The sequence below is a fragment of the Pyxidicoccus sp. M6 genome, assembly GCF_055568925.1.
In genome coordinates this window covers 4,779,797-4,797,954 of sequence record NZ_CM145714.1, presented here as the reverse complement: position 1 = coordinate 4,797,954, position 18,158 = coordinate 4,779,797, and the positions used below count along the sequence as shown (strand labels likewise).

The window sequence follows — 18,158 nt, the reverse complement described above, 5'->3', positions numbered from 1 at the left end:
GTTCCGTCAACGCCGCGCGACGAGCGCCTTCAGCGCGGCCTCCGCCTGGAGCTGCTCCGAGTGGGCGCCCGCGGCGGCGGCGTCCTGCGCGGCGAGCTGGAGCTGCTTGCCCGCCTCCTCCACCTCCCCCAATCGCCACTGGGCCCGACCGAGGGCGAAGCGCAGGCGCGACTTGAGCTTCCGGTCCCCCAGTTTGGAAGCGAGCTGCAGACCGCGCACGGCATCCTCCTTCGCCAGCTCCGGCGCGTCCGCCTGGGTGTGCAGCAGGGCCAGGCCGTGGTGCGTGTTCGCCATGCCCCAGCGGTCCCCGGTGCGCGCCTCGACCTCCAGCGCGAGCTGGAAGAAGTGCGTGGCCCGCTCCCGGTCTCCCGCGCGCATATGGGCGTCACCGAGATTGAGCAGCGCGGTGGCGTGCTCCCACGTGTCTCCCGCCAGCTCGCTCCAGCGCAGCACCGCGAGGTACTCCGCGATGGCCCGCTCCGGCCTCCCCTGCCCCATGAGGACGTTGCCCATCGCCCGATGCAGCGCGGCCTCCACGGCGGCACGCACCGGCCCGGTCTCCGGTGGCGCCAGCCGCAGCCGCTCGCGCGCCACGCGCAGCCGGGTGCTCGCCTGCGCGTAGCAGCCCTGCCCGCAGAGCGCGAGCACCGCCTGCGCTTCGAGCCCCGCGGCCAGCGTGGGCACGGCCTCCGCACCCTCGCGGTGGCCCTCGTCCGCCAGCCCGAACACCTCCTCGAAGCGCCCCAGCGCGAGCAGCACGGCGGCCAGCTTGTAGAGGCGCCGGGTCCGGTCCACCGGGGGAGGCGGCGGCTCGCGCGCGTCCAGGGTGCGGGCCGTGCGCCATGCGTATTCCGCCTCCTCGCGAGCGCCCGCGAGCCGGTGGCAGTCCCCCTTGCGCTCCCAGAGGACGCGCTGCCAGTCGAGCGACACGGAGGGCTCCCACGCCTGCACCCATCCGAGCGAGAAGCGATACACCCCGAGCGCGAAGTCCGTCTCCAGCGCCGCGCGGTGCCACCCGGCCAGCTCCAGCAGGTGCGGCAGCGCGCGCTCCGGCACGTCGGCGGACATCCAGTGGCGCGACAGCTCCACGCAGGCCCGGCGACGCAGCTCCACCGGCAGCGACTCATATGCCTCGGCCGCGCGGCGGTGGAGTGCGTGCGACGAGGAGGCAGCGCGCTCCAGTGCCTCGTGGGCTTCCACGTCTCCGCCATCCGGCGCGCGAGCTCCCGCGTCCAGTGCGCTCTCGGGAAGAGTCACCGCCCACACATACCGCCCCCCCGCCACGGCCCGCAGCCACCCGCCCGCCTCCAGCGGCGAGAGCGGCGCATAGCCGCCCACCAGCGCGCCGAGCACCGGCCGGGGAAACGAAGGGCCCAGCGCCGAAGCCATCTGGAGCGCCTCGCGCTGCGCGGGAGACAGCGCCTCCATCCGCGCCATCAGCGCCTCTTCCCCCGTGCGCGGCACCGGTGCCGCGGGCCGCTCCTCATGCAAGGTCATCACATGCAGGAGGTGCAGTGGATGCCCCGCGCCGGCCCGCAGCAGCGCCTCGCGGACGCCGGGCTGCAGGGACGCGGGAGAGCGCACGCGCTGCGAGAGGAGCGCGGAGGCCTCGTCGTCGGACAGCCGCCCCACCGTGAGCACTTCGGCCGACAGCGGCACCGGTGCCGTCCCCCCGGGCCGCTGGAGCACGAGCAGGAACAGCGGCGTGTGCGACAGCCGCGACACCAGCACCTCCATGAGCGCATGACTCAACGGGTCCGCGTGCTGCCAGTCCTCCAACACGAGCAGCCTCGGGCGCCGGTGCGGCATCAGCGCATGGCAGAGCGCATCGAACAGCGCGGTCCGCTCGGAGGCCAGGCTTGCCGGCACGCCCTGCCGCTCGCGCCCTTCCAGGAAGCGCGCCAACAACTCCGCGTCCGCGCTGGACACCCACCCCACCCCCGTCGGCGGCTGCAGGCCCTTCGTGGCCTCGAGCAACTCACGGAACGCCCCGCCCGGCATTCCCGGCAGCGCCGTGCCACTCCCCTCCCACACCTCGAAACCCTCTCCCGAGAGCTGCTCCACCAGCGCGTCCTTCAGCCGCGACTTGCCCAGCCCCGCCTCCCCCACCAGCCACACCGCGCGGCCGAGCCCCCGCCGCACCTGCACCGCGAAGTCCCCCAGCCGCGACAGGTGAGCCGTGCGCCCCACGAGTGGGGGCTCGCAGGTGCTGGACATCCACCTGCGCACCAGTGCCCCGGGTGTCCGCCCGGGTGAGGCGCGCGGGCACGCGAGAGCCCCCGCCGGAATTCGAGCCCCACAGGCAACACAGATGCCCGAGGACGAGGCCATGGCCACCTCCCGTAACGGATTGATGCGGTGTGGTTGGAGCGCCGAGCCCTCGCGTCCTCGGAGCAGCGTGGAACTTGTAACGCCGCGCGGGCCCACGGCCCCTCGCGCCTCGGGGCTGTGCGACTGTCCGCTCTCCACCGCGTGTGTCGGCCTTTCGTTCTAGTGGTGCGACGCAATATACAAATACAATCAATTTACATGAATTACCCAGCTACCCTCCCTGCAGGGCAGGCAGGCGTGTGCGCGATGTGTTGAGTACGAAATAGTTATCACCGATACTCGTTCACATCGCAGTGCGGCGGTCTCGCCGCTTCCTTGGAGCAGACCTCAACTCGCAAAGTCAGACATGCGTCCGCCCGCCCCCAGCGGCGCGGACTCACTCCCCGTCTGCTTTGCTTTCCGAGAGCTGAAATGAAGAAGACCCTCCTCCTGGTTGGAACGCTGCTGGGCATCGGCGGCGCGGGCTGTGGCGGCTATGACGCCTCCACCGAAGCGGGCGAGGCCCCGGAAACAATGGGCACCTCGGCCGCGGACCTCACCGCGTCGAACTGCACGCAGCTCACCGCCACCTCCGTCATCGCCAGCGGCAACGACGGCAACGTCCCGGCCAATACGATGGATGACCGGCTCGACACGCGCTGGAGCAACCTCGGCAAGGGCTCGTGGATTGACTACGACCTGGGCGCCACGAAGTCCGTCTCCGGCGCCACCATCGCCTGGCACAACGGCAACACGCGCGCCAACACCTTCACGGTGTCCATCTCGCCGGATGGCAACACGTACACGACGGTGTACTCCGGTAGGAGCAGCGGCACCACGACGGCGGCGGAGACGTACAGCTTCCCGGCCGTGTCCGCCCGCCGCCTGCGCATCACCGTCAACGGCAACACGCTGAACGACTGGGCCAGCATCGCCGAGGCGCGCGCCTGCGCCGCCACGACTCCGACGCCCCCGCCCTCGGGCTCCAGCGTGGTCTGGGTGGGTGACTTCGAGACGGGCAGCCGCTCCCAGTGGAGCAGCACGCAGATGGTGAGCGCGGACCGGCTGGCCATCGTCTCGTCACCGCTGCGCCAGGGCCGCTACGCCCTCAAGGCCACGGTGAAGCAGGGCGATGACCCCATCAACGCCAGCGGCAACCGGAACGAGCTGGTGCGCATGACGCGCGAGCCGGTGGGCTCCGAGTACTACTACCGCTGGAGCACGATGTTCGATGCCACCTACCCGAGCGCGAAGACGTGGCAGCTCTTCGCGCAGTGGCACCACGAGGGCAACTCGGGCTCGCCGCCGGTGGAGTTCACCGTGTACAGCGAGGAGATCCGCCTCAACATCGGCGGCAGCCCGGGCACCATCGTCTGGCGCACGCCGCTGGTGCGCGGCAAGTGGCTGGACTTCATCTTCCACGTGAAGTGGTCGCCGGACTCCAGCGTGGGCTTCGTGGAGCTGTACCTCAACGGCCAGCTCGTGCTGCCCAAGCGCAACATCGCCACCCAGTTCCCGGGGATGCTCAACTACCTGAAGGTGGGCCTGTACCGGAACGAGACCATCTCCCAGACGGGCATCGTCTACCACGACGGATGGACCATGGCCCGCAAGCTGGAGGACGTCCTCAGCCCGACGGCGGTGCTCACCGTGCCGTAGCCGCTGCCTGACAGCGAACAGCGGAGCCTCCGGGCCGATGTCCGTGCACCCGCGCGGCGCCGGCCCGGAGTAGTTTCACGGGCCATGTCCCATTCCCTGCTGGTCGTCCATGTCCACGTCCACGTGAAGCCGGAGCACGTGGAGGCGTTCCGCGAGGCCACCCTGGCCAATGCCCGCCAGAGCGTGAGGGAGCCCGGCATCGCGCGCTTCGACGTCATCCAGGACACCGAGGACACGACGCGCTTCGTGCTCGTCGAAGTCTACCGGGATGCCCAGGCCCCGGCCGCGCACAAGGAGACGGCGCACTACCTCCTCTGGCGCGACACGGTGGCGCCGATGATGGCGGAGCCGCGCACCAGCCGGAAGTACATCAACCGCGTCCCCGACGACGCCGGGTGGTGACGTGAGCATCGCCCCCTTCGAGTTCGCCACCGCCACGCGCATCGTCTTCGGCCCCGGCCGCCTCTCCGAAGCGCCCGAGGCCGTGAAGTCCCTGGGCGGGAGCCGGGTGCTCCTCGTCACCGGGAAGGACCCGTCGCGCGCGCGGAGCTTGCAGGAAGCCATGGAGCGGCTCGGCCTGCCGGTGCGCGTCTTCCCGGTGGACGGTGAGCCCACGGTGGAGCTGGCGCGGGAAGGCACGGCCATGGCGCGGGAGTCCCGCTGCGACGCGGTGGTGGCATTCGGCGGCGGCAGCGCGCTGGACGCGGGCAAGGCGATTGCCGCGCTGGCCGCCAACGGCGGAGACCCGCTGGACTACCTGGAGGTGATTGGCCGGGGACAGCCGCTCTCGCGCCCGTCGCTGCCCTTCGTGGCGATTCCGACGACGGCGGGCACGGGCTCGGAGGTGACGCGCAACGCGGTGCTGGGCTCGAAGGAGGCGAAGGTGAAGGCCAGCCTCCGCAGCCCGCACATGCTGCCGCGCGTGGCGCTGGTGGACCCGGACCTGCTCACGGGCGCACCGGCGGCCGTGCTCGCCTCCAGCGGGCTGGACGCGCTGTCGCAGCTCATCGAGCCGTTCCTCTCCGCGCGGGCCAACCCGCTCACGGATGCCCTGGCGCGCGAGGGCATGCGCCGCTCGGCACGCTCGCTGCGGCGCGCGGTGCTGCAGGGGCCGGACGCGGAGGCACGCGAGGACCTGGCCCTGGCCAGTCTCTTCGGAGGGCTGTGCCTGGCGAACTCCGGCCTGGGCGCGGTGCATGGCTTCGCGGCACCGGTGGGCGGCATGTTCGAGGCGCCCCATGGCGCGGTGTGCGCGGCGCTGCTGCCCGCCGTGCTGGATGTGAATCTGCGGGCCCTGCGCGCCCGCGCGCCGGAGCACCCGTCCGTGCCGCGCTTCCAGGAGGTGGCCGTGCTGCTCACGGGCCGGCCCGACGCGCGCGCGGAGGATGCGCTGGCGTGGGTGGAGGACTTGCGCGCCGCGCTACGCGTGCCGGGCCTGGGACGCTACGGACTGACGGCGGCGGAGGTGCCAGCGCTGGTGGCGAAGGCGAAGGCCGCGAGCAGCATGAAGGCCAATCCCCTGGCGCTCACGGACGCGGAGCTCACGGAGATTGCCACCCGTTCGATGTAACCCCTGGTGGAGGTCACAGAGGCGTATGGAAGACATCAACATCAAGACTGCTGACGGAACGCTGGACGCGAAGCTGGTGTACCCGGAGGGCAACGGCCCGTGGCCCGCGGTCATCATGCTGGTGGATGCCTTTGGAATCCGGCCCGTGTTCGAGGACATGGCGCGGCGGCTCTCGAATGAGGGCTACGTCGTCCTGCTGCCCAACGTCTTCTACCGTGAGGCTCATGCGTCGAAGCTGGACCTGAACGGCTCCTTCGAGGACGAGCCATTCCGCAAGCGCATCTATGGGCTCATCGGAAGCCTGACGCCCGAGCGGCAGAAGCTGGACGCGGCCGCGGAGCTCGACTTCCTCGCGAAGCATCCGAAGGTGAAGGGGCCGAAGGCGGGCGTCGTCGGCTACTGCATGAGCGGCGGCATCGCCGTGCGCATGGCGGCGGACTTCCCGGACCGCATCGGCGCGGCGGCCTCGAACCACGGCGGACGACTGGCCACGGACGCGCCAGAGAGTCCGCATCGCCTCGTCGGCAGGGCGAAGGGCGAGCTGTACTTCGGCCACGCGGACAACGACGGCTCCATGCCCGCCGAGGCCATCCAGAAGCTGGAGGCCGCCCTGAAGGAGTCCGGCGTCAGGCACCGCTCCGAGCTCTTCACGGGCAAGCGCCACGGTTACGCCGTGGCGGGCGCGGGCGCGTACGACAAGGACGCCTCCGAGCAGCACTGGCAGCGGCTGGTGGACTTGTTCGGACGGAACCTACCGGGCTGAAGCGCTCAGAGCCCCCCCTTTCAAGGTGAAGGAAGAGTCTCCCTGGCGGGCGGGGAGGCAGGAGAGGAAGCGGTCGCTGAAGGTAGCGGCGCTGGGAGAGGTCCGCGAGAGCATCTTTCCGGGAGGTATGGCCGGAGGGAGAGTCATGGCCCTGGACGTCGTCTTCGAGCGCTTCGTGCAGCACAGCCCCTTGCCCGTCATGGCGCGGTTGCTGATGCAGCGGGCCCTGAGTGCCGAGTGGCTCGACAGCCTGTTCGAGCAGCATCGTCAGCGGCAGTACACGCGCGAGCTGCTCTTCTCCACCGAGGTGGACCTGATGGCGCTGGTGGCCCTGGGCCTGCGGCCGTCGCTGCATGCGGCGGCCCAGTCCAGCGAGGGGCTGAAGGTGTCGATGCAGGCGCTGTACGAGAAGGTGCACCACACCGAGCCGCGGGTGGTACGAGAGTGGGTGCAGTGCAGCGGGGAGCGGCTGCGGCCGGTACTGGAGCAGCTGAAGCTCCAGCAGCCGTCGTGGGCTTCGGGCTATCGGGTGCGAGTGTAAGGCAGGAGCTGCCATGCGCGCCCGCCGACGCGCGCCCAGGCTCCTCCAGCTTCTGCCTCGGTCCCCCACGCCCTGCCCGGCCGCCGCAGTCAGGGCCGGTACCGCTCCGCCTCATGGAAGAACTGAGTGAGCGAGTAGTCCAGCAGCGACTGGCGGGACTGCATGTACCGGCGGGCCCGAAGGAAGGGCAGCCAGACGCGCTTACCCACCCGCACCTGGGACTCTTCCAGCTTCTGCCGCAGCACCCACGTCCCTCCCAACCGCCGCACCAGCACGTCCCCCAGATAGGCTCCAAGCGCCGGAGCTGTGTGACTGTCGATGAGTTCGCGCGTGTACCGTTCCGGGAAGTTCTCCCGCCAGAAGTAGAAGTCGAGGTCCGTGAGCGACTCGGCCGTCTCGTCCATGATGGAGGGCACCTTCGTGTGCAGCGCTGCCACGAGACCTTCGGACAGGTCTCCGTAGGATTCGAGGACGCGCTCCGGATTCGCCACGTCCGATGGAAGAGCGCCCGGCAGCCACTCATCCGGCACCGGCGGCTGGAAGGCGTTGAGCTCGGCAATCTTCCGTTGCCGCTCGCTGATGGCGAACTCGTCCGGCAGCCGCGAGAGGAACGGCGCCACGTCAGGGTGGAAGCGCGGCTCGACGGGTACGAGCGCGGCGCTGCGCTCCCGCAGCGCGCGCAGCACTGTGTTGAAGTCGAGGTCCGGCCGCAGGTGGACATGCGCACGGGCCTGGGCCACGCGAGCCTCCTCACTGGCGAACTCGGCGGCAGTGGGCCGTAGCACTAGGAGTACGGAGCCGTTGGGCAACTCCTCCACAAGGTGCGCAGGCGTCGAGAGCATCCGCTCGCGGCCTACTGACTCCACCAATTTCGGCCCGAAGATGTTCAGCCAAAACAACTCATAAATCTTGTCGAACCCATCTCTTCGCGCATCTCGCCCCTTACGACCAAAATTGGGAGAGCCAGCCAGCTGCTCGTCTGCAATGCTATGGGCCGATGCATGAGCAGCCGGATATCGAGATGCCCATGCGCGCGCCACTGCCACAAGGCTGCGGCTAGATTCCTCCTGAAAGAAGGGGAGCGGCTGCACGTCGAGACGGGCGTGCAAGCTAGACTCGCCCTGCGCGAGCATGAGATTGAGAGCCAGCGACACTGCGGGATTCTCCAAACGATACAACCCGATGATTGATCCGTATTCATCGCGCCGTTCCTCCAGCGCACGCCACACTGCCTCTCGGGAGTACTTTCGTTTCCGCCCAGACTTGACGATTGTTGGCATCCAAGCTTCGGCTTGCTTTTCAAGAGCATCGAGTAGAGGCGTCAACGCGCGCTCAACCCCTTCGGTCGCATCGAAGCTCCCCTCGAAGGTGAAGTTCAGACTATCCACTCCATTCAAGTCATGCAGTGTCAGCAGACTCATTGAAGCTCCACCTCCACGCCCTTAATCCTATTCTCTGCCAGCCTCGCCGCGTCGCTAAACATTTTCTGATCTTTAGGCAGAAGGTCCTGTCCCTCATAGACAAGGCGCACCCTCCGAACATCCGCCTGTTGCCGCATACCTTCCCGAAGAATCTTGAGCGACCCACCGTAGTACTTCATTGCGTTGCTCGCATCTGTATTCACCCGCACCTCCAGTTCCTCACTCTTCAGGAGGCTGAGGTCACGACTCTTGAAGCTGAACGTCTCCACCCGAGGAGGCTGGCCCGGCGGAGGGCGCTCCTCGATGACGAGGACGTCGGCATACCGGAAGTCCACCTTCGAGACACCCACGTGCGTCTCGATTCGAGGCTGTTCGAAGTCGCCGAGCCAGCGCCGCTGTGAGCGGGGCAACGCAGCGTCCGCCTCCAGGATGGCGACCATGGTCCTCTCGAATGCCATTCCCCGAGCATAGTAGGCGCGCATCCCCCCGTAGCCCTCCCACTTCAGGGGTCCCTTGACGGCCTCACCGTCCCGAATCTCCTTCAGCCGCCGCTTGCGGTAGGCGACGTACTCCTGCCAGAGCGGCGCTCCCTTCTCGACTCCCGGAGGTGGCTCGTTCAGCTTGGGCGCCATCTCCTTCAGCAGCTTCACGTCCTTCGGGAGACGGGGGCCCGAGGACTCCAGCTCCGCCAGGAACAGCTTCGCCTTCGCGGCCTCCGTAGCGCCCACCTCGGCGTTCTGCGCGAATAGGTCCAGGTTGACGGCCCGCGTCCCCGCCGAGCCCCGTGTGGCCATGGGCTGGGCGGGCTCGCGGCTGGCCGTCTCCATCAGCACCGCCTGCGCCTTCGCGGGGTTTCCGCGGGCCTCGTACAGCGCCAACAGCCCCGCCTCACCCCACTCGGCGGCCATCAGCGCGCCCTCGCGGCTCGCCTGGAGGTAGCGCAGCAAGTCCCGCGCGGCGGTGATGCCGAGCTGCTCCTCCAGGCGCGCCATCAGCGCCTTCATGCCGGCCACGTCGAGCGGCGGCATCTGGAGCCGCCGCAGCCCTCCGCGCGACTCCACCAGGGCGCGAGCGCCCTTGCCCCCGGCGTACACCGCCACCGCCAGCGCGGCCGGCGCCAGCTCGCGCGTGGCCTGCTCGTACTTGCCCTGCGCCAGCGAGTACGCCCCGTGCCCCGTCCCCACCGCCAGGTGATAGAAGCCCACCGGCACACCGAAGGTGAGGTGGTCAAAGGCCCCCGCCGAGACGCTTCCCGGCAAGTAGTGCCTCTCCATCAACGCCTTTTGCACTTCGTCGAGGGCGGCCTGGTAGGGCGGCGGCATCTGCCCACGCATCGCCATGAGTTCCGTGTACCGGGCCTCACCGCTCACCAATGTGCTGGAGAGCATGTCCCGGCCCGCGCGACCCAGCCCGCGCAGCACGTCGCGGGCCTGCTCGCCCCGCTCCGGGAAGCCCTCCAGCTCCAGGCCCCGCCGCTTCAGCTCCTCACGGACGGCGGCCATGGCGCCCAGCGTCTCGCCCAGCTGCTTGTCGCGGGCCAGCAGCTGCACCACCTCGCTCAGCTCGTCGTCGAAGGCCGAGTGGAGGACGAAGAGCGCGAGCACCTCGGTATACGGCACGCCGTACTTCTCGGTGGCCGTGACCAGGAAGGCCGCGCGCTTGCGGCCCAGCACTGCCGAGGCTTGCGCGTCCAGAGGCCCCAGAGCCCCCAGGCGGACGGCGTCCCAGCCGGTGAGGGACTCCACCAGCGCGGCCATGTCCACCCCGCGCTGCATGGCCACGAACTCCGCGGGCGAAGCACACGCCAGGAAGGGCGCCAGTACCTCCCGGCTGGAGCCCATGCGGGGCCAGCCCGAGAGCAGGGCCTTGCCGCCACAGGCGAAGGCGCCGCCCTCCCCGTCCGAGCCCCGCGCCCCCTTCCCGTTGACGGCATTGCCGATAGGCCCTCGCCGGTAGCCCATCGGCGCCGGCTCCGGCGTCCCATCCGCGGAGCCCGACACCTCCCCCTGGTACACACCCGTCGCCGCACCTCTTGCCGCCTGGGAGGGCGCGGAGAAGGGACTGAAGGCCAGGTCCGCCCCACGGCCCACCTGGCCCGGCCTCGCCGGCAACGAGGCGCACCCGGAGGCCAGAAGGGCTACCACCAGCGCCAGGCCAAGCCCGCCGCGCCAAGGCCGCTCAGCGCGCATTGTCCACCCCCATCCCCACGGAAGCAAAGGCGCCTGGCCGCAGCGTCCCTTCCGCCGTCGGGAAGAGCAGCGTGCCCCCCTGCCCCACCGCGTACAGCTTCCCGCCCAGGAAGCGCCATCGCGCCTCGGCCGAGGCGAGGTAGCGCGCTCCCGGCTGACCTGCGCCCACCGCCACGCCGCCCACCCCCACCGAGAGGTTCCGATGGATGAGCTGCGTCTCCAGTCGGCCGTCCACGTCCACCCGGCCCCAGTTGAAGACCTCGGTGCCCATTGTCAGCCGGAAGTGGCGCTGCCCCAGCACGCCCAGGCTCTCCGCATCCCAGCTCAGAATCACCTCGCCGTAGGCCGAGTACCCGTCTGGGAAGGGCGTGTCCGCCTGTGGCAAGGCGTCCGGGCCCGCCATCTGGAAGCGCGCCAGTTCGTAGTCCGGGCCGAAGGCGCCTTGCCGGAAGCCTCCGCGCTGGAGGCGGCCCTCCAGGCGCGCTCGCAGGTCCATCCTCGAGGTCAGGTACTCCGCGCCCAGCCCCGCCACCGCGCCCCACGCGCCACCCTCGCCGGGACGTCCGCCCCAGCCCGCATTCGCCTGCAGCTCGAAGCCCCCCTCGGGATTGCGGCGCCGCACGAGAATGGCCGTCCCATCCAGGTGGGCCAGCGTCATCGGCTCCGACGTCCCTCCGGCCTTGCCCCAGTCATGCACCGCGGACAGCGCCAGCGTGTACTGCATGGGGTACGGCTGGCGGCCCAAGAGGATGTGCTGCATGTCCAGGACGACTTCCGCCCCCATCAGCCGCGCGCCCAGCACGTCCGAGGCGAAGGCCTCCACGTACAAAGGCCTCAGCATGCCCGTCACCACCGCCCCGGCCGGGTTGTAGTTGGGGTTGCCCCGATTGTTGTAGCGGCGCACCAAGTGCCCGGACAGCAGCGTGTATGACTCCAGGGAGCCCACCCACACGAAGTTCGGTGCGTCGCCTCCCACCATCAGGTTCTGCACCACCTGGCCCCAATCGGAGAACTCGTCCCAGTCCTCCTTCCGCACCAGACTGGCGCCCGCCTCGCCGCCCCACATGCGCAGTCGCACCGGAGCGCCCAGTTCGAGCTGGAGCAGGCCTGGTTTGACGACCTCCAGCCGCGGGTGCACCTGCATGAAGCCTTCTTCCGTCCCCGCCCCACGTCGAGGCAGTAGCGCCCATGTCGTGGTCTCCAGGCTCAGCCGGTCCGCCCAGCGAGAGCCCGAGCCGGACGAGGCCGGAGGCGCCTCCTCGGGCTGCGCGTCACCCTCGTCCATGGAAGGCCCGAGCAGTTCGTCCACGTCTGGCTCGAGGAGGACGGTGTCTTCCTCTTGATCCGCTACGTAGTCTTCAGGGTAGGCAATCTCCTCGGCCCACCCAGCTACGGGCAGCAGCAGCAACACGACGGCCCAGCGCATGAGCATCGACGTCTCCTGTGAAGGCCCCAGCGGCGGGACAATGGACAGAGGCTTCCCGTTCAGTCCGGCAGGGCGCCGGGCTGCGGGGTGAATGCATTGCATTGCGGGAGTCGCCTGTTGCCGCGCACCTTTGTTGATGGCCGTGTGAACCGGCTGGGTGATGGCCATCAGCGCAGATGCTCCACCTCGTGCCAGGCATGTTGATGGCCATCAGCGACCTGCGCGGCGGTGGCGAACCACGGTTGATGGGAAGGGCGGAGCTTGAGTCAGCCTGAGCTGGTGAATGAGGACCGAGGCAAGCACCTGCTCGTTCTCTCCGCGGTTGTTCGGCACCGGGTCGGGGGCCTACAGCCCCCGTAGCTCCTGCTCGGCCCGCGCATGAGGCCGCGCGGCCCGCTGCGGAGCATGGAGCAGCTGAATGTGAGAGTGCTACAGCCCCGGTCCACTGCGGAGCCAGTACGGTCGGGCAAGAGGGCAGCGTACTCGGCCACCGGCGCGGCTGAGGAGGGAACTTCTCAGGTGGGTCGAGCTTGGGCCGAGGACTACCGGCTTCACGCGGCGCGCACGGCGCCCCAGAACGCCTGCACAAACGGCCGGCGAACCGCCGCGTGAGCGGCATGCCCTCGGCGTGGCGTGCTTCGTCGCAAATGCGCCACGACGACATGGCCAGCGCCCGCACGGTCCCAGCGGGAAATGGCCCCGAGAGCGCTGCGTACCATGCAAGGCTGCGGTGTCCCTCGCCAAGGAGGATGCATGGGTGCGCGCTCCCGCTTTCAAGGTCTCGTGCTGTCGCTCCTATTGATGCCCGCGGCCATGGCCCTCGCGGCGCCTCCGGGGCCCGACGTCGCGACAGTCACCAAAGCCATCAAGGAGCTCGAGCGCACCTGCCGCGCGGACGCGGGCGCCCTCTGGGGCGACTCCATCTGCGCGCCCGTGATGGTGGTGGACGCCCAGAGCCGCCGCTTCGTCGCGAGCGAGGCCCCGAAGCAGGGCAAGTCCCCGGGTCCCCCGTTCACCGGCGACCTGCCGCCGGAGGTGACGGTCGCCAACACCGCCACGGAATGGGCGGGCACCCTCTGGGTACAGTTGCTCTGGCCCCTGCCCGAGGACACAACGGCCCTGCGCGTCTTGATGGCGCACGAGGCCTTCCACCACCTCCAGCGCCGCATGGGGCTCACCACAGGGGAGAGGCCCAATGCGCACTTCGACACGGCCCGGGGCCGGACGCTGATACAGCTCGAATGGAGGGCGCTCACGCGGGCCCTGGAGTCGAGCGGAGCCGCACGCCGCGCCGCCGTGCAGGATGCGCTCGCGTTCCGCTCGGCCCGCCGCGCTCTCTTCCCGAAGGCCGAGGAGGAGGAACGCGCGCTCGAACAGAACGAGGGCCTCGCCGAGTACACCGGTGTGCGGCTGGGAGCGAAGAGCGCCGCCTCGCGCCTTGCGTTCGTGAAGAAGGCGATGGCGGAAGCCACTGAGCGACCCTCCCTGGTGCGCCTCTTCGTGCACGCCACTGGCCCCGCGTACGGGCTGCTCCTCGACGATGCGGCCGGCCCGCGCTGGCGACGCGAGGCCCTGGACCGGGCGGACCTGGGCGACCTCCTGGCCCGAGCGCTGTCCCTGGACACGAAGCCTCCGTCGGAGGAGCTGCTCGCCAGTCGCGGCAAGGCCTACGGCGCGCCCGAACTGGAGCAGCACGAGGCCGAGCGAGAGCGCTCGACCCTTGAGCGACTCGCGACGATGCGCAAGCGCTTCATCGACGGCCCCGTGCTGCGGCTGCCGTTCGAGAAGATGCGCATCCAGTTCAACACCTCGGAGATGGTGCCCATCGAGGGCGTGGGCACCGTCTACCCCGGCGCGCGCATCGTGGATGGCTGGGGAAGCCTGGTGGCGCGCTCGGGTGTGCTGGTGGACACGAAGTGGAAGAGCGCGACGGTGCCCCTCCCCTTCGAGGCGCGTGACGGCCGGCTCGTCGGCGATGGCTGGGAGCTGGAGCTGACCTCGGGCTGGACGCAGGCCCCGGGAGAGCGCACGGGCGATGTCACCGTGCGCAAGCCCTCGGCCGAAGCGTCAGGGCCCTGAACCGGGGCGCTTCTTGCCCTGCGTCTCCCATTGCTTCTGCTCCTCGGTGAGGCTGAGCCGCGAGCTCCACAGAGCGGGCCCGAACACCACGATGAGAAGCGTCATCACCAAGATACCGACGAGAAGTTCCAAAAACATATCCGACCTGGCTCTTTCTGAATGCTGTGGGAATGCATGCTGGCTTGACGGACACCGGCGGCGAACCCGGGCGGGTCCACCACGCCGGCTTCGGCGTGCTTGCTTCAGGACGTGGCAGGGCCTCGTCCTGGAGCCAGGAGCTCTCACAGCAGGAGCGTGCGGATACGGAGGAAGACAGGTGGCCCCTGGGCTCGCGGCACTTCCCACAACGCGAGTGACGGGAGCGGCCCACCCTCGGGTGGGGGGACGTCCAGCCACGTGGGAGGCAGGACCTGCGGGGCGGCCAAAAGGAACGAGGTGCTGGAGACGTCCGCGAAGACCGGCGCGGGCAACCGCCAGCCCGGCTCGTCGCAGCAATCCATTCGCAGCATCTGCTGCGCATGCGGAGACTGCTCCGCCTTCTCCAGCCCATGAGGGCAGCGACAATGGGTGGAGCGCCGCTCGATTTGCTTCGGGCAGTAGTGCGCGGGCCCACTCGCACCAATGGCCACGGCCTGCCAGCCGAGCAGAAGAGCGAGTGTGAAGAGGCGAAGGACCAGCGACACGATGTCTCCGCATATACGCGGGGCCTGGAGCAGCCGCAACGCAGAGACCCGGTGTCCGCCCGGGTCTGGGCCCGCGTCATCGGCCCGGCTTCTCAGGCGATGAAGTTGGCCCGGCCGCTTGCCAGGAGCCCCCGGCATCGTTAATCCTGTCGTCATGCACCTCGTCGTGAGCGCACGTCGATTTAGCCGCCCCCCGGCCCCGTTTGGGAGTCGGGAGGCCGTGCACTTCGACTGAGCGCACGCCCCTCTCGTTGGTGGACCGCCGTCAGGCGCGACGCCCTCCCGAGCTCGCCGGGGGGACATCCGAAGCCGGCGGCGCATGGCGGCTTCCCCGCCCGGCGTCCCGGAGACCGCTGCGTCCTACCGCGATTCCACCCGAGAGGTTCTCCATGTCGTCCGTCTCTGTCTCCGTCTCCATCCTCAGCGCCGAGGAGCTTCGGCGCGCCCTGTCCGTCCGCGACCTCACCGACCCCACCACCGGCCCGCACGCGATGCAGCAGCTCGTGTCCGCCGCGCTCGAAGCCCTGCGCACCGCCTGGGGTTGCGAGGTGCGCATCCACCGCCAGAGCCCCATCGTCTCCATCGCGGACAACTACGACCGGCTCCACTACCCGCCGGGCGGCGCCGCCCGGGATGCGCGTTACTCACGCTACGTCTGTGACACCGCCCTCCTCCGCTCACAAACGTCGGCCATGATTCCAGGCCTCCTGCGCGGCGTCTCCGTCGCGCCGCCTCGAGACGCGCTGCTGGCGTGCCCCGGCCTCGTCTACCGACGCGACTGCATCGACCGGCTGCACACCGGCGAGCCCCACCAGATGGACCTCTGGCGCATCCGCCGGGGACCACCGCTGACGACAGACGACCTGCGCGCCATGATTTCCACCGTGGTCCGCGCGCTGCTCCCGGGACGCGAGCTGAAGCTCACCCCGGCCGTCCACCCGTACACCACGGACGGCCTCCAGATAGACGTCCTCGAAGGCAACGAGTGGGTGGAGATTGGCGAGTGCGGCCTCGCGCTCCCCGCGCTGCTCGACGAGAGCGGCCTCGACACGCGCACCACCTCGGGCCTCGCCATGGGCCTGGGCATGGACCGCATCCTGATGCTGCGCAAGGGATTGGACGACATCCGCCTGTTGCGCTCGGCGGACCCGCGCATCGCTTCACAACTCCAGGACCTGGAGCCGTACCGCCCCGTGTCCTCCATGCCGGAGGTGCGGCGGGACTTGTCCATCGTCCTGGATGAACAGCAGACACCCGAGGAGCTCGGAGACGCCGTGCGCGCGGCGCTGGGCGAGCGGGCGGAATTGGTGGAGAGCGTGCAGGTCCTCTCGGAGACGCCGTACTCCGGCCTGCCGCCCAGCGCGGTGAAGCGCATGGGCGTCTCTCCGGGTCAGAAGAACGTGCTGCTCCGCGTGGTGCTGCGTGCGCTGGACCGCACACTCACCCATGACGAGTGCAACACGCTCCGCGACGACATCTACGCGGCACTCCACCAGGGCAGCGCGTGGGAGTGGGCGAAGCGGCCACACTGAGCCTGGAGACATCGCGCCGGTGGGGCATTCCACCGGCGCCGGTGACCAACACGGAGGTGAGACAAAGCCGAGTGCTCATTGACTCCCGAATCAATCCTTATTGGTCATCCAAATAACCATCATTTCTGTTATTATTAGTCTACAAATATCTCGTGTTTTGAACGTCCGTCGTGGCCTGGTGTAGATGCGCGCGCTCATTCCGCACCGGTGTGCGGGTGTTCATCTTCCTGGCGTGCAATGATTTTCAAGAACAACGGTGTGGTGCGCGGTTCGTGCGGTGTGTTCGTGGCGGCGGCGGTGATGGTGTCCGCGAACGCGATGGCTTTTACGCAGGGAGCTGGAGTGCTCGGCTCGGGCGGAACTCCCCAGGGACACGAGTGGCTGACGGTGCGTTCGGCCCACGAGGTGCTCGGGGACGCAGCAGGGGATGCGGCGGGAGACCCGCGCAACCAGCCGCTTGCGAATGGTCAGCCATTCCCTCGCGCGGTGAATCCGTACATCACGTCCTCCCAGCTCTCCGCCTTCAAGCAGGCCACGGTGTCGGAGACGCGCTACGAAGCGCGCTATTCCAAGGTCCTGGCGGCGGTCCTCGGCCAGCGCTGGGTGGACATCGGGGGCTTCAACGTCACCAAATCGCAGACGGCGTCCTACAACTGCTTCGACGCGGTGGCGCAGCTTCCGGATGACGTGCAGCATGACCACTACGTCCGTGAGCGTGGGGACGAGGGCGGTGAGGGCGCCGTGGTAGCCATGGAGGACTCGGCGCAGCGCTTCATCCAGTACTTCGTGGCGGCGGCCATGGCGCCCGAAGGCACCCTGCGCGCGTGGGATGGAGGCGGCTTCTCCGCCGCGGTGACCGTCGACCGGCCGTACTTCCTCGCGGGCCGCGCCATGCACCTCTTCCAGGACTCCTTCAGCTCGGACCACTCCGTGCGCGAGCTGGATGACGGATACAAGCGGGTGCGCGGGATGAAGACCTACCTTTGCTCCATGCACAGCGACCAGCACTCGCACACCCGTCCGTTCTCCGCCGACCTCAACCTGGACTACCTGTCGACGGGTGACATCATCTGGCGCAGCCGTCAGTGGGACTGGACGCCTGCGAACGTGAAGCTCAACGCGCTTGCGGCGGTCGAGGGCATGAAGGACGTGTGGGCCTCCTTCATCCGCGTGAGGGACATCTCCGTCGCGAACCGTCAGGCGGCCGCGCAGGCAGAGGCCGAGAGGATTGCGCAGACGTGGCTCTCCTTCGACGCGGCGGAGGTCATCCGCCGGTATGACGCTCCAGATGCGGCCCTGACCATGGCCAGCTACGTCACGGACCAGGCCGCGTGTGACTTGACCATCGGCGGGACGGCCGGGCACGACCTCATGCAGGAGATTGCCGAAGCCCGCGCCGTCTGCATCTACAACATCCAGGCCGCCGAAGGGACGACCGAGCGGGACCGCCAGCTGCACATCCCCTTCATGTGGGACTGGAAGAACAAGTACTTCTTCCTCACGCCTCCGGAGGACTTCAACCCGCTGGCGGAGTGAGGCTCGACCAACACGTGCCCACCATGGCGGCATGGCGCCACTGAAGCACCGTGCCGCAACCCGGGAAGCACGGCCTCACTGAAGCATTGCGACATGGCCCTGGGGTCCAACCTCGCTGGAGCCATGGTGGCACGCCGCCATTGACGGCGAGCCCCATGGCTCAACGGGACGCGAGCCCCTCGCTGAAGGAGCGGGTGAAGGAGCTGGAGCCGTACGCGCCGGAAGGCACGCGGGTTTCTTCGAGTGACAAGGCGCGCGGGCGGCGCATCACCCGCTGGCTGGAACCCAGCCGCGAGGACCTGCTCGAGGTGGCGAAAGACGGCCCGGGCCTTACACCCTGGCTCCTACGACCGCAGGCGCAGCCCGGACACCCATCCTCCTGAAACCTTTTCGGGGGCCCCGTGTTCATGCGGGAAAGCGCGATTCCGCGCCCTTCCCGGAATTCCACC

Annotated in this window: 13 protein-coding genes and 1 pseudogene; 9 read left to right on the top strand and 5 right to left on the bottom strand. The window is 69.2% G+C overall.

The window, feature by feature from the left end; translation table 11 throughout:
- Nucleotides 1-6: 6 nt before the first annotated feature.
- Nucleotides 7-2,217, bottom strand: coding sequence for an AAA family ATPase (locus ACVTJA_RS19040; RefSeq protein WP_465838003.1), 2,211 nt, complete (start codon nt 2,215-2,217; stop codon nt 7-9).
- A gap of 525 nt (nt 2,218-2,742) precedes the next feature.
- On the opposite strand from ACVTJA_RS19040, the gene ACVTJA_RS19035 reads away from it, so the two are divergent.
- The 5 genes and pseudogenes from ACVTJA_RS19035 to ACVTJA_RS19015 all read left to right on the top strand — a co-directional run.
- Nucleotides 2,743-3,969, top strand: a complete 1,227-nt coding sequence (locus tag ACVTJA_RS19035; RefSeq protein ID WP_465838002.1) for a heparin lyase I family protein — start codon at nt 2,743-2,745, stop codon at nt 3,967-3,969.
- Nucleotides 3,970-4,053: 84 nt separating this feature from the next.
- Nucleotides 4,054-4,371: an antibiotic biosynthesis monooxygenase gene (locus ACVTJA_RS19030; RefSeq protein ID WP_465838001.1), complete on the top strand. Its 318-nt coding sequence runs from the start codon at nt 4,054-4,056 to the stop codon at nt 4,369-4,371.
- A gap of 1 nt (nt 4,372) precedes the next feature.
- Nucleotides 4,373-5,539 (top strand): iron-containing alcohol dehydrogenase, encoded by a 1,167-nt coding sequence (locus tag ACVTJA_RS19025; RefSeq protein ID WP_465837999.1) that lies wholly within the window; start codon nt 4,373-4,375, stop codon nt 5,537-5,539.
- Between the two features lie 25 nt (nt 5,540-5,564).
- On the top strand, nt 5,565-6,302 hold the full coding sequence (locus ACVTJA_RS19020) for a dienelactone hydrolase family protein (protein ID WP_465837998.1): 738 nt from the start codon (nt 5,565-5,567) through the stop codon (nt 6,300-6,302).
- A gap of 199 nt (nt 6,303-6,501) precedes the next feature.
- Nucleotides 6,502-6,762: pseudogene (locus tag ACVTJA_RS19015) on the top strand (IS4 family transposase); the annotation flags it as partial.
- Between the two features lie 170 nt (nt 6,763-6,932).
- Here ACVTJA_RS19015 and ACVTJA_RS19010 read toward each other — a convergent pair.
- The 3 genes from ACVTJA_RS19010 to ACVTJA_RS19000 are packed head-to-tail and all read right to left on the bottom strand — an operon-like array spanning nt 6,933 to nt 11,885.
- Nucleotides 6,933-8,264 carry a hypothetical protein gene (locus ACVTJA_RS19010; protein WP_465837996.1) on the bottom strand — a complete coding sequence of 444 codons (1,332 nt, stop codon included), beginning with the start codon at nt 8,262-8,264 and terminating at the stop codon, nt 6,933-6,935.
- Nucleotides 8,261-10,453: a hypothetical protein gene (locus tag ACVTJA_RS19005; RefSeq protein ID WP_465837994.1), complete on the bottom strand. Its 2,193-nt coding sequence runs from the start codon at nt 10,451-10,453 to the stop codon at nt 8,261-8,263. The genes ACVTJA_RS19010 and ACVTJA_RS19005 overlap by 4 nt, the downstream gene beginning before the upstream one ends.
- Complete coding sequence (locus ACVTJA_RS19000; RefSeq protein WP_465837993.1) at nt 10,443-11,885, bottom strand: hypothetical protein; 1,443 nt, start codon at nt 11,883-11,885, stop codon at nt 10,443-10,445. Before ACVTJA_RS19000 ends, ACVTJA_RS19005 begins: the two co-directional genes overlap by 11 nt.
- Nucleotides 11,886-12,632: 747 nt before the next feature.
- Between ACVTJA_RS19000 and ACVTJA_RS18995 the strand changes: the two genes are divergently transcribed.
- A complete protein-coding gene (locus ACVTJA_RS18995) occupies nt 12,633-13,958 on the top strand; it encodes a hypothetical protein (RefSeq protein ID WP_465837991.1) in 1,326 nt (441 codons plus the stop codon).
- 281 nt (nt 13,959-14,239) lie between these two features.
- Here the strand turns inward: ACVTJA_RS18995 and ACVTJA_RS18990 are convergent, their stop codons facing one another.
- The gene (locus ACVTJA_RS18990; RefSeq protein WP_465837990.1) at nt 14,240-14,641 is read right to left on the bottom strand and encodes a hypothetical protein; all 402 of its coding nucleotides are present in this window, start codon (nt 14,639-14,641) and stop codon (nt 14,240-14,242) included.
- A gap of 389 nt (nt 14,642-15,030) precedes the next feature.
- Here ACVTJA_RS18990 and srmL point away from each other — a divergent pair, with 389 nt between their 5' ends.
- From srmL to ACVTJA_RS18975, 3 genes are all read left to right on the top strand, one after another.
- Complete coding sequence (gene srmL / locus ACVTJA_RS18985; protein ID WP_465837988.1) at nt 15,031-16,173, top strand: PheS-related mystery ligase SrmL; 1,143 nt, start codon at nt 15,031-15,033, stop codon at nt 16,171-16,173.
- A 387-nt stretch (nt 16,174-16,560) separates the two neighbouring features.
- Nucleotides 16,561-17,709 carry a hypothetical protein gene (locus tag ACVTJA_RS18980; RefSeq protein ID WP_465837987.1) on the top strand — a complete coding sequence of 383 codons (1,149 nt, stop codon included), beginning with the start codon at nt 16,561-16,563 and terminating at the stop codon, nt 17,707-17,709.
- 155 nt (nt 17,710-17,864) lie between these two features.
- A complete protein-coding gene (locus ACVTJA_RS18975) occupies nt 17,865-18,092 on the top strand; it encodes a hypothetical protein (protein WP_465837986.1) in 228 nt (75 codons plus the stop codon).
- The last annotated feature ends 66 nt before the right edge of the window (nt 18,093-18,158 follow it).